The organism is Congregibacter sp. (assembly GCF_965660375.1).
Taxonomy (GTDB): domain Bacteria; phylum Pseudomonadota; class Gammaproteobacteria; order Pseudomonadales; family Halieaceae; genus Congregibacter.
In genome coordinates, this window is record NZ_CBFHZO010000074.1 from 1 (window position 1) to 12409 (window position 12409).

Below are 12409 nucleotides of genomic sequence, written 5' to 3' on the forward strand. Positions count from 1 at the left end.
CCCATTGCTATCAGCGATCGTCTGCGCCGGGACTAGGATCCGCCCACAAAACTGCCATTAGCCAGGACAAAAAAAGCCGGCTTACGCCGGCTCTTGATTCACATTTTTGTGTAGGTACTAAATTTGCGCTTCGAGCTCCGGCAGCGCTTCAAAAAGATCCGCTACCAGTCCGTAGTCCGCTACCTGGAAGATCGGCGCGTCCTCATCCTTATTGATGGCTACGATGACTTTGGAGTCCTTCATACCCGCAAGATGCTGGATGGCACCGGAGATGCCGACGGCAATGTACAGATCCGGTGCGACGATTTTACCGGTTTGACCCACCTGCATATCGTTGGGAACAAACCCGGCATCCACCGCTGCACGGGACGCACCGATAGCAGCACCCAGCTTGTCTGCAATACCGTCCAGGAGCTTGAAGTTGTCGCCATTCTGCATGCCGCGCCCACCGGAAATCACCACCGACGCAGCGGTAAGTTCAGGGCGATCAGACTCAGCAATTTCCTGACTCACAAAGCTCGAGATGCCCGCGTCGTGGGCCGCATCGACTGCGACGAGCTCAGCGCTACCACCCTCAGCTGCAACCGCATCGAAGGCGGTGGTTCGCACGGTGATCACTTTTTTGGCGTCGCTACTTTGCACGGTCGCAATAACGTTGCCGGCGTAAATAGGACGTTTGAACGTATCGGTTGACTCAACGCTGATAATATCACTGATCTGCGCCACATCGAGCAAAGCGGCAACGCGAGGCATAATGTTCTTGCCGTTGCTGGTGGAAGCCGCAAGGACGTTGTCGTAATCAGCGCCAACTTCGGCAACCAGCAAACTCACGTTTTCTGCCAGCTGCGTGGCATAGGCTGCATTGTCTGCGCTGAGTACCTTACGAATGCCTGGCACAGCCTGCGCCGCCGCCGCAGCGCCGCTGCAATCAGCCCCAACCACCAGAATATCAATGTCACCACCCAAAGCCTGGGCAGCGGCAACGGTATTCAATGTGGCAACATTAAGGCTGCTGTTGTCGTGTTCTGCTACAACGAGAGTACTCATGAAATCACCTTCGCTTCATTTTTCAGTTTGTCGACCAGCTGGTCCACGGACTCCACCTTGATGCCTGCGGAGCGCTCCGGTGGCGGCTCTACCTTCACAAGACTGAGGTGCGAAGTGATTTGCACACCCAGTTCCTCAGGAGTCAGCACGTCCAGTGGCTTTTTCTTGGCCTTCATAATATTGGGCAGCGAGGCGTAGCGAGGCTCGTTCAAACGCAAATCGGTGGTGACGATAGCGGGCAGATTCAGGCTGATGGTCTGCATGCCGCCATCAATTTCCCGGGTCACGGCGAGCTTGTCACCATCGACCTTTATTTCCGATGCAAAGGTTCCCTGGGGCATTCCCGCCAGAGCGCCCAGCATCTGGCCTGTCTGGTTGTTATCGCCATCAATGGACTGCTTGCCCATAATGATGAGATCGGGTGCCTCCTTCTCGACAACGCCTTTGAGCAGCTTGGCGATCACCAGAGGCTCGGGTTTGCCGTCGACTTCCACCTGAATACCGCGGTCGGCTCCCAACGCAAGGGCGGTGCGGATCTGCTCCTGACAGCTCTTTTCTCCGATGGAAACGGCGACAATTTCGGTCGCAGTGCCAGCTTCCTTTAGCCGCACCGCTTCCTCCACCGCAATCTCGCAGAACGGATTGATGGACATCTTGACGTTGTTCAGATCGACGTCTGAACCGTCGGCCTTGGCGCGCACCTTGACGTTATAGTCGACGACACGCTTGACTGCGACGAGAACCTTCATACTTTCTCCCATGATGGGTTAATCGGGGTTAGACGAACTGCAGGAGCCGAGGAACCGCTGCTCCCTAGAAAAATCGGGGGCAAATGGTGCCGATATTGCCGACCCAGGTCAATAGCGCGCCGTTTGCGCCATTTCCTTCGTCAATGATAGCGGAATTCGAGCCAACCTCCCTGCCGACCGTGCTTCAGGTTAGACTAGGGCCTCCCGAGAATAAGCAAGGCCGCGCGCCTCAATATGGTTCTCCTTGACAGCGCAATAAGTTATGCCATCGCTTGGGCGCAAGCGTTTGCCGGCTCCTCCCGGACGCTGGCACCGCTTGGCGCGCGGCGGGTTCTTTTCTTATTGCTGGCACCCCTGGGATTCGTAATGCTTGCATTTCATGGGCTCTGTCTTGCACTGGATTACCTGCTATTCCCCGGCTTTCGGCGCACCACTGTGTGTAAACCCGTATTCATTCTGGGTGTGCCGAGAAGTGGCACCACCTACCTTCACCGCGAACTCGCGGTCGACAAAACCTTCACCACCACTGCCAGCTGGGAACTTTTGTTTGCCCCGGCTGTATGTCAGCGCACGATAATCCGCCGGCTGGCGGCCATTGACTTGCGGCTGGGTAGCCCTCTGAAAAAGGCCATAACGCACGTCACGGGCGCGCTGGGCGGCAGCCTGGAGAGTATCCATCCAGTTGCGGCGGATGCTGCTGAAGAGGACTATCTGGCCCTGCTTCCAGCGGCAGGTTGCTTCTTTGCGTCCCTCGCCTTTCCCGCCTCCCCCCGCTTTGCGGCCCTCGGCAAACTGTCATCCATGCCGGCAAAACAACGCGAGCGGCTTCTGGATCATTACCATGCATTGCTACAGCGACATCTTTATGTGCATCGAGGGTCTCAGCTGTTGTCAAAAAATGCGGCTTACGCGAGTTGGGCACCGTATCTTATGGAGCGTTATCCTGACGCCCTGTTCGTGTTCTGCATACGACAGCCACAGGAAGCGCTGAGCTCCCAAATGTCCAGTATCGAGTCCGCTCTCTCAGTTTTTGGGAGCTACCCCGCAGGTGCGTCTCGGGCCGCAGGAGACCGAGCTTTCAGTGATTTTTATGTTTCCTGGATTTCTTCATTGTCCGGATGCCTTCGAGGCGAGGGAGCCAAACCGCTGGTCATCGAGCAGGAATGGCTTCGGCACCACTCCAATGATGCACTGGATCTTATCTATAACCGACTGGGACGGAAGCGCGAAGCTTTGATATCCCATCCAACAGCCCAATCCTCGGCTTCGGCGCACCGCCATGAAATGCATGAGCTGCAATGCGACCTTGTCGCATTTGAAAAGGCATCAGCGGCGAGCTATGCCAAGCTTGTCGCTTGCGCTGTGCAGCAGCGCAGCGGCCTATCGGATGAGCCCTCTCCTACGGAAAAGACAGATGTCGACGGTTTTTGAATCCGATAGATCAACCGATGCCCCAGAAGGCAATGAAAGCGCGATCAGAGTTGCGTTTTTCTCCGATGCCTTTCCCGAGCGTAACGGAACCGGTGCCTACTACCATGACCTCATCGCCCAACTGGAGGGGAAAGTGGGCGCGGTAGCAATTTTCCAGCCCAAGTTTTGTTCGGAGCACCGGCCGCTGTTATCCATCGCTATGCCCGGTGATGCCGGTCAGCGGCTGGAAACACCCCCGCTCCGTCGAATTCGCAGAGCCTGCGACGAGCTATCTCCCAACGTCGTGGTAGTGGTTACTCCCGGTCTTTACGGGCTGCTAGGCGTTTATGAAGCCAGACGGAGTAATGCGGTGTTGCTATCCGCGTTCCATACGGACTTTGAGCAACTGGTGAAGATGTACTGGAGTCGGTTCACGGGTTTCTTTGCCAGGCTCATTGTACGCACAGCCAATAGCGTCATTTGCCGCTCCAGTCGCAGCGTCTTTATCAATAACGAAGCCCTGCGGGGTGATGTGCTCAAGCTGGGGGCAAAACGGGTAGATGTGATCGGCACACCATTGCCGCGCCCTTTTTTGTCGCGCGACATTACAGATATACCGAACACCTTGCAGCGGGTTTGCTTTGCCGGTCGATTGGCACCTGAGAAAAATGTTCATCACATCCTAGATGCCGCCAGAGACCACCCGGACATCGAGTTCCTAATCGGGGGAAATGGTCCCCTGCGCGAGCGCCTGGAAGAACAGGCAAACGCTTATAAAAATGTCCGTTTTCTAGGTTGGCTCAATCGCGAGGAACTTGTCGCTCTTATCGATGACTCGAGTCTACTTTTACTTCCCTCGGCCTTTGAAACTTTTGGGTCCATTGCACTGGAAGCCATGGCGCGAGGGAGACCGGCACTGGTTTCCGCTAATGCGGGTATTCAGGCCTGGCCGTCGTTGCAACCAGGGCTTTTCAAACTGAATCGGCCGGAAAACCTGAGTGATGTTTTAACGGGGCTAAAAGCCTTGTCGCCCCAAGAGTGGCAGCAGAAATCCGCAACGGCCCTGGAAGCCGCAAAGACACTTAATCAAGAAACCGTGGGGCACTGGCTTGAGCTTCTGGGTGAGCATCCCCAGTCGCTCTTGAATCGGGAGCGTTGAGCAATGGATCAATCGCCACCGGAGATCTTGCTTTCGATTCATGATGTGATGCCTGAAACACTGGATGACGTGCAAAAGCTTCTGGAACTGATTGCCGGAAGCGGCCTGGCGCCTCCAGCTCTGCTTGTGGTTCCCGGCCGTAACTGGCAACACGATGAGATCACACAGCTTAGAGCCTGGGTTTCTGGTGGCTGTGAGTTGATCGCCCATGGTTGGCATCATCACACCAAGCCCACCCGACTGCGACACCGACTCCATGCGCTGCTGCTATCACGAAACGTCGCGGAGCACCTTGCGTTTGATCGAGATGAGATTGTGGCGCTTATGCAACGCTCCCAGGATTGGTTTTCCCGACAGGGACTACCCCGGCCTACGACGTACATCCCTCCCGCCTGGGCCCTTGGTCTGTCACCACGGGAGCTGACTCTGCAGCCTTTCGATCATGTGGAAACGCTCTCGGGGCTGTACTCAAAAGGCTCTGGCACGGTGAGATTCAAGGCGCTACCGCTGCTCGGTTTCGAGGCCGACAACGGTTTTCGCGCGCTGTTTCTGCGTCTCTGGAACGGACTACAGCGTCGTCAGGCGCAACGAAGAGGCAGGCCTCTTCGCATATCCATTCATCCTCATGATGGCGAACTGAGGCTCAGGAAAGACCTTGAAACCATCCTCGCGTCGCGCTGGACCTGCCTTCACTATGATCAGATAGCGAGTTAACAACGATCAACTAAAAACAACGGCAATAATTGTCCGGCAAAACTCTGTGGCCTTGAGGGTGCCCAAAACTTTATAATTACCGTCTTGATATTACGACGTCCGGTCCCGGGCGCCTAAACCACAGCGAGAGAGGTTACCCAGTGGAACGCGAAGCCATGGAGTTCGATGTTGTTATTGTCGGTGCCGGTCCTTCCGGACTGTCGGCGGCTTGCCGGATTATGCAGTTGGCTCAGGAAAAAGATCGCGAACTGACGGTCTGCGTGGTGGAGAAAGGCTCGGAGGTGGGTGCGCATATTCTCTCCGGTGCGGTGCTTGAACCTCACGCCCTCAACGAGTTGTTCCCCACCTGGGAAGAAATGGGTGCGCCCTTGAAAACCAAGGTGACCGAAGACCATTTTTACTTTTATACCGGGGAAAAGTCAGCTACCAAGTTACCCAACTTCGCTATTCCCAAGCCCACGCATAACGAGGGCAACTACATTGTGTCCATGGGCAACGTCTGCCGCTGGCTTGCAGAGCAGGCGGAGAATCTCGGTGTAGAGGTTTATCCCGGGTTTGCAGCGTCAGAAGTGCTCTATGGCGATGACGGCAGCGTCAAAGGCATCGCTACCGGAGATATGGGCATCAGCGCGGAGGGAGAACAAAAAGACAGCTACATGCGCGGTATGGAGCTACACGCGAAGTACACCTTGTTTGCCGAAGGCTGCCGCGGGCACCTGGGCAAACAGCTCATCAGCAAATTCGGGCTCGATGAGGGCAAAGATCCCCAGCACTACGGCATCGGTATCAAAGAAATCTGGGAAATTCCTCCGGAGAAACATCAGCCGGGGCTCGTGGTTCACGGCCTGGGCTGGCCTTTAAAAGAAAGCGGATCCAGCGGTGGAGCGTTTCTTTACCATGCTGAAGACAACCAGGTTTACATCGGCTTTATCACGGACCTGAACTACAGCAATCCTCACGTCTCTCCCTACGAGGAATTCCAGCGCTGGAAACATCACCCCGAGACGCTCAAGTACCTGGAGGGTGGATCACGTCTGAGCTATGGCGCCAGGGCGATTGCCAAAGGCGGATTAAATTCCCTGCCCCGGATGCAGTTCCCCGGCGGCCTTCTCATAGGTTGTGACGCGGGGACCCTGAACTCGGTGAAGATTAAAGGCAATCACACCGCCATGAAGAGCGGCCTCCTTGCGGCAGAAGCTGTTGTGGAGGCATTGCTGTCTGACGCGCCACCGGCTCAACTGGACAGCTTCGACGCCAAAATCCGGGACTCCTGGCTTTATGATGAGCTTTACAGCACACGCAATTTTTCCGGCTACATGCACAAGTTTGGCTTTATGCTCGGCGCCGCTATGGTGTGGATTGACCAGAATATTTTTGGTGGCAAGGTGCCCTTCACCCTCCACGACAGCAAGCCGGATTACGCGGTACTCAAGCCCGCGGCGGATTGTCCCAAGATCGAATATCCCAAACCTGACAATGTCATCAGCTTTGACAAATTGTCGTCGGTGTTTCTATCGAACACCAATCATGAAGAGGACCAGCCCTGTCATCTGACACTGGCGGACAGCAGCGTTCCCATTCAGTCTAACCTGCCACTCTTCGATGAACCCGCGCAGCGCTACTGCCCAGCGGGTGTCTATGAAGTGGTAGAAGATGAGCAGGGAAAACGGTTTCAGATCAATGCACAAAACTGTGTGCATTGTAAAACCTGCGACATCAAGGATCCGGCGCAGAATATTACCTGGGTTACCCCTGAAGGCTTTGGTGGCCCTAACTACCCGAACATGTAGTTCGGGCTCGAGGTTCGCGCTTCGCAGCGGAAGCGCTAGCCGATCGCCCCGAGGCTGATTTTTTCCCCGGCGCTAATCACGTAAGCAGTATCACCTTCCACCTGAGCTGCATCTATGAGGCGATACCACGCTGCCCGGGTTATTTGTGCAGTCAGCCCATTCGGGACTTCGATAAAGGGTTCCCCGCTTTTTGCGCACTCTTGATCTTCTTCGCCCGGCACATGGAGACGATTGGGGCCCCCTAGTTGGCAGCGCCCTCCGGTGTTAAGTAACACCCACAGGACGTCATCGACGAATTCACAATCAACACCCACCAATGCGTGGCGCTCCACCTGAATACGCCATTTTTCCGCAGGCGTGACCAGATAGTAGTGCCCGTCATTCTCACGCCGTAGCAGCGAGGCAAAAACCCGTACCAGCCCCTCGCGGTGAATAAGGTCGCCATCGTGCGTCCAGGAGCCATCGGCGAGAATACGTATGTCGATGTCACCGCTTAAAGCCGGGGACCAACGGGCCAGCGCGTGGGGATCGGGAAGTCCGGGCGTCGCGGCAACGATGGTATCGACGACGTTTTGCAGCGAGTTATCCACCCGGCAGTACCTAGTAGACGACGACCTCGGCCCGCTCCCGCAGACTGCGCTCATACTGCTGTTGCAAGGTGCCTCCAGTTTCACCGGCGATACGCAGTCGGAGAGCACTTCGCTCTTCTGTCGGAAGGCTGTCCGGATTACCCGGGCTTACCCGGGCCAACTCGACTACATAAGTCGCGTCCGAGTCCTCACTGACGATCTCGCGAACAGCGTCACCCTCTGAGGGCGTCGCCATGGAAAACAAACGCTCGCGCACTACCGGGGGCAGCGTAGCACTGTCTCTACGAGCACCCAGCTCCACCTGCCATTGCAATCCGGCGGCGTTTGCAGCCTCCTCGACGGTGCTTCCCTCACGCAGTGCCGCCAGCAGTTCGCGTGCCTGCTCCGCGGCCGCTTCTCTCGCCAGGCGCTCCCTTAAAAGGCCTTCTATCTCGCCAGCAACATTCTCCAAAGGCATTTGAGCCGGCGGGCGTCGCTCGGCAACACGAAGGAGAACAAACTGCTCCGGGCTCAGCTCAAGGACCTCACTGTTGTGGCCAGCCTCCAGCACATCCTCAGAGAAGGCCGCCTGAAGGAGCGCGGGGCGACTAAACAAGCCCTCTCCCTGGTTGCGACTCACAGGCTCCGACGTTTGCACCGTAAGCTCCAAAGCCTCGGCAGGTGCATCCAGATCAGCAGCATTAAACGCAATGTCGCGGAGCCGTTCGACGTCTGAAAGAAGCTCTGCAGCCGCATCACGACGGGCAATGCGGTCCTCCAGTTCGGCAGCGACCTCTTCAAAGCTGACACTGCTGCCCTCACGCCGGTCGGTTACCAGCAACAGGTGGGTTCCCGCCTCCGTTTGAACCGGGTTCGATCGCTCACCGACATCGAGCATGGCGATGGCCTCTTCCATGGGCTCCGGGAATGTATCGCCGGCAGTGTAGCCAAGATCCCCTTCGAACTGAGACGACCCGATATCATCAGAAAATTCAGCAGCAGCGTCGGCAAAACTCATCCCGGCGCTCAGCGCCGCCTGAGCATCGGCAATGCGTGCCGCACGCTCGTCGTCATCACCTTCCACAAGGATATGGGATACACGGGCTTCGGTGGCGAGTTCAAACTCGTCCCGCACCAGTTCGAACTCTTCCCGGACGCGCTCTTCGTCAATCTCGTTGATGTAGCGATCCAGTGTGATTTCAATGTACTCGAGAACCAGTTGTTCCTCACTCTCGAAACGTTCTGGATTGTCGTTATAGAAAGTTTCGATGGCTTCTTCGCTCACCTCGATCTCGGTCATAAACTCCATAAGGGGCAGGCTGATGTAGCGCACATCACGCCCTTCCAGTGCAATGGAGGACGCGAGTTCAAGCTCCGCGGCCGTGGCGAAATCGCTACCTGCAATACCGGCGCGAAGTTGTCCGATCTCGACATCTTCCGACAGCCGCTCACGAAACAGCGCAGGGGTGAAGCCGGCACTTGCCAAAGCACCCTGGAACATGTCGGGGGAAAACTGGCCATCAATCTGAAACTGCTCCATGGAGCCGATGATGTCAGCCAGTGCCTCATCAGAGCTATTGAGTCCAAGGTCCCGGGCCGCCTGCTTGATGATTTCCCTCTGGATTAGGGTCTCCAGCGCCTGCTGGCTTAGCTGCCCCTGGTCAAGAAGCATCGGGTCGGCATTTTCTCCAAGGATCGACAGAAGCCGTCTTTGCTGTACAGATAGCTCCTGCTGCAAGGCAAAAGGCGTGATTTCTTCACCGTTTACTTCCGCAACGCCGTCCGAGCCCCCGCTGAACAGGAGCGACTCGATACCAAAGATAGAAAAGGAGATAACGATAAGGCCGATAATGACCTTGGCGACCGTTCCCTGGGCATTGGCCCGGATGTCCTGCAGCATTGAATGAGTACCCTGCGATGATAGATAAAATAACTTCTTTGACTGCCTTTACGCACAAGGCGCACCAGAAGTGCGCCTTGCATGAATATCCTGCCAGGGAACTGTGTGGAAGCGATTAGATTGCCGACTTCCACCCAACCCCGGAAGAGCCTCAGGAATTAACCGCGTCCTTCAACGCTTTTCCTGCTTTGAACCCGGGTACGTTTGAGGCTTTGATTTTTATGGTCTCACCGGTTTGAGGATTGCGACCGTCGCGGGCAGCGCGATGCTTTACGGAAAAAGTTCCAAAACCCACAAGCGACACCTGGTCGCCTTTCTTCAAAGTATCGGTGATGCTGTCGACGACCGCATCCAGAGCACGCCCGGCGTCCGATTTATTGATGTCAGCTGCTGACGCGATAGCGTCGATAAGGTCTGATTTGTTCACTAAGGTCCCCTTTTTTAATTTTGGATCGTAAAAATTACGACGACATGTAGTTGTAAAAACGTTGGTGCCGGGTCGGAGGCAATTTTAGGATGCTGCCGTTCCCACCCTGATTCTCTGCTTACCTTTTTGCCTATTGGTGTTCTACCGTGTACCCAATTCACAGGTGGCACGGGACAGCTGCTTTTCAAAAGCCCTCTAACATGGGAGAGGTTGCAAGCATCCCTCGCATGAGTCCGATGAAAGGCTGGGCAACAGGATGATCACCATGAACTGTGTATGAACTGTGTATGAACTGCATGATCTACCTGACCCGCTAGTGCCTGTTCTCGATGGTTTAAACGGAACGCCTAACAGCTGCGAGACTGTATACCAGCCTCCAGAGACGGGTCAACTATCGCCGCTGGAATTCAACGTTTTAATGGGTATTTATACGACTTTCGTCCCCGTCACGCCCCTGCTCCGCCTGAGATCGCTCAGTCCCTGCGAGATAGTCCTCATCACTCAGGGGAACCGGTGGGCTCTCCAGGGCGACCGTGAGCACCTCGTCAATCCACTTCACAGCGGTGATCTCCAGATCTTCCTTGATGTTATCCGGAACTTCCTGCAGGTCACGCTCGTTTTCCTTGGGAATGATGACTGTTTTTATGCCGCCGCGTCGCGCTGCCAACAGCTTCTCTTTGAGCCCGCCGATAGGAAGGACCTCGCCACGAAGGGTGATTTCTCCGGTCATCGCCACGTCGGCGCGCACAGGAATTCCCGTGGACACGGACACCAGTGCCGTACACATGGCGACGCCAGCACTGGGACCGTCCTTGGGAGTGGCGCCCTCGGGAACATGAATGTGCATGTCGTGACTGTCGTGGTAGCTCGCGGGAATACCCAACACTTGGGAACGACTGCGCACGACGGTGCTCGCCGCCTGAATCGATTCCTGCATGACGTCGCCCAGGGAGCCCGTTTTCACGTAGCGTCCCTTACCCGCGACTGCCGCTGTCTCAATGGTCAGCAGCTCACCGCCCACGGAGGTCCATGCCAGACCCGTAACCTGTCCTATCTTGTTTTCTTCCTCCGCAACGCCGTAATTGAACTTCCTCACACCCAGCAAGGTTGAGAGCATTTCGGGCGTGACGTTAGCACCGTACTCACTCTCTTTCAGGGTAATGGCCTTGACCATTTTGCGGCAGATCTTGGCTATTTCCCGTTCCAGGGCTCGCACGCCCGCTTCACGAGAGTAATACCGGATCACATCGATGAGAGCATCTTCGTTGATGGTCAGCTCATCCGCCTTCAAGCCGTTACGTTTGACCTGCTTGGGAATAAGATAACGCTGCGCGATATTGAGTTTTTCGTCTTCCGTATAACCAGGCAGACGAATCACTTCCATGCGGTCCAGAAGTGGCCCCGGTATATTCATGGTATTTGAAGTACACACGAACATCACATCCGACAGGTCATAGTCCACTTCAAGATAGTGGTCATTGAACTGGTGGTTCTGCTCAGGATCCAGTACCTCTAGAAGCGCTGAGGCCGGGTCGCCCCGGTGATCCATGCCCATCTTGTCGATCTCATCCAGAAGAAACAGCGGGTTACGCACGCCCGCCTTGGCCATTTTCTGCAGTAATTTGCCGGGCATGGAACCGATATAGGTTCTGCGGTGGCCGCGAATCTCCGCCTCGTCCCGCACGCCGCCCAGGGCCATGCGGACAAACTTACGGTTGGTGGCTCGAGCGATAGATTCACCCAGGGAGGTTTTACCAACACCGGGAGGACCCACAAGGCATAGCACCGGCCCTTTGACCTTACGCACGCGTTTTTGCACCGCGAGATACTCGAGGATGCGTTCTTTCACCTCCTCAAGCCCGTAATGATCCGCATCGAGAATGTCTGTGGCGCGCTTCAGGTCATGTTTCACCTTGCTGCGCTTCGTCCAGGGCACACTGACCATCCAGTCAATGTAGCTGCGCAGTACCGACGCTTCGGCAGACATGGGAGACATCATCTTGAGCTTGCCCAGCTCCGTCAGCGTCTTCTCTTTGGCCTCCTCGGGCATCTTGGCCTCGGCAATGCGCTGCTCCAGCTCATCGGCCTCATTGGGTGCCTCATCCATCTCGCCAAGCTCTTTCTGAATGGCCTTCATCTGCTCATTCAGGTAATACTCGCGCTGGCTTTTCTCCATCTGCTTTTTGACGCGGCCGCGGATGCGCTTTTCGACCTGAAAAACGTCAATCTCTGCTTCCATAAGGCCCATAAGGTACTCAAGACGACCTTTTACGGAAGAGATCTCGAGTATCTTCTGCTTCTGGTCAAGCTCCACACCCATGTGCGCCGCGATGGTGTCTGCCAGGCGGCCTGGCTCATCAATTCCCGTCAGCGATGTAAGAACCTCGGCAGGAACTTTTTTGCTGAGGGTGACGTACTTTTCGAAATTCGCCGAGGTGGTGCGCAGGAGGCCTTCCGCCTCGTCCTCATCAGGCTCATCCGCTTCAATCTCCCGAACACCGGCAACCGTAAACTCGCCATCGTCGTTTACGAAATCAACAGCGGCGCGGTAGCCGCCTTCAACGAGGACCTTGATGGTGCCGTCGGGTAGTTTCAGCAATTGGAGGATGTTGGAAACCGTTCCTACCTGATAGATGTCATCGGC

The 12409-nt window shown here is 55.9% G+C and carries 9 protein-coding genes and 1 pseudogene; 4 read left to right on the plus strand and 6 right to left on the minus strand.

Annotated elements, in window-relative coordinates:
- Positions 1 to 117 precede the first annotated feature (117 nt).
- Positions 118 to 1047, minus strand: coding sequence for an electron transfer flavoprotein subunit alpha/FixB family protein (locus ACTG3T_RS06675; protein WP_439101487.1), 930 nt, complete (start codon positions 1045 to 1047; stop codon positions 118 to 120).
- On the minus strand, positions 1044 to 1796 hold the full coding sequence (locus ACTG3T_RS06680; protein WP_439101488.1) for an electron transfer flavoprotein subunit beta/FixA family protein: 753 nt from the start codon (positions 1794 to 1796) through the stop codon (positions 1044 to 1046). Before ACTG3T_RS06680 ends, ACTG3T_RS06675 begins: the two co-directional genes overlap by 4 nt.
- Positions 1797 to 2162: 366 nt before the next feature.
- Here ACTG3T_RS06680 and ACTG3T_RS06685 point away from each other — a divergent pair, with 366 nt between their 5' ends.
- From ACTG3T_RS06685 to ACTG3T_RS06700, 4 genes are all read left to right on the plus strand, one after another.
- Entirely contained in the window at positions 2163 to 3227 is a 1065-nt protein-coding gene (locus ACTG3T_RS06685; protein WP_439101489.1) for a sulfotransferase, read from the plus strand.
- Positions 3211 to 4365: a glycosyltransferase gene (locus ACTG3T_RS06690; protein WP_439101490.1), complete on the plus strand. Its 1155-nt coding sequence runs from the start codon at positions 3211 to 3213 to the stop codon at positions 4363 to 4365. Before ACTG3T_RS06685 ends, ACTG3T_RS06690 begins: the two co-directional genes overlap by 17 nt.
- Positions 4366 to 4368: 3 nt before the next feature.
- On the plus strand, positions 4369 to 5079 hold the full coding sequence (locus ACTG3T_RS06695; RefSeq protein WP_439101491.1) for a DUF2334 domain-containing protein: 711 nt from the start codon (positions 4369 to 4371) through the stop codon (positions 5077 to 5079).
- A 140-nt stretch (positions 5080 to 5219) separates the two neighbouring features.
- Complete coding sequence (locus tag ACTG3T_RS06700) at positions 5220 to 6869, plus strand: electron transfer flavoprotein-ubiquinone oxidoreductase (RefSeq protein WP_439101492.1); 1650 nt, start codon at positions 5220 to 5222, stop codon at positions 6867 to 6869.
- A 35-nt stretch (positions 6870 to 6904) separates the two neighbouring features.
- On the opposite strand, the gene ACTG3T_RS06705 is transcribed toward ACTG3T_RS06700, so the two are convergent.
- From ACTG3T_RS06705 to lon, 4 genes and pseudogenes are all read right to left on the minus strand, one after another.
- Complete coding sequence (locus ACTG3T_RS06705) at positions 6905 to 7459, minus strand: DUF1285 domain-containing protein (protein WP_439101493.1); 555 nt, start codon at positions 7457 to 7459, stop codon at positions 6905 to 6907.
- A gap of 10 nt (positions 7460 to 7469) precedes the next feature.
- Positions 7470 to 9338 (minus strand): SurA N-terminal domain-containing protein, encoded by a 1869-nt coding sequence (locus tag ACTG3T_RS06710; protein WP_439101494.1) that lies wholly within the window; start codon positions 9336 to 9338, stop codon positions 7470 to 7472.
- A gap of 151 nt (positions 9339 to 9489) precedes the next feature.
- Positions 9490 to 9774: pseudogene (locus ACTG3T_RS06715) on the minus strand (HU family DNA-binding protein); the annotation flags it as partial.
- A gap of 406 nt (positions 9775 to 10180) precedes the next feature.
- Positions 10181 to 12409, minus strand: a 2229-nt coding sequence (gene lon, locus ACTG3T_RS06720; RefSeq protein WP_439101495.1) for an endopeptidase La, incomplete at its 5' end; no start/stop codon positions are given.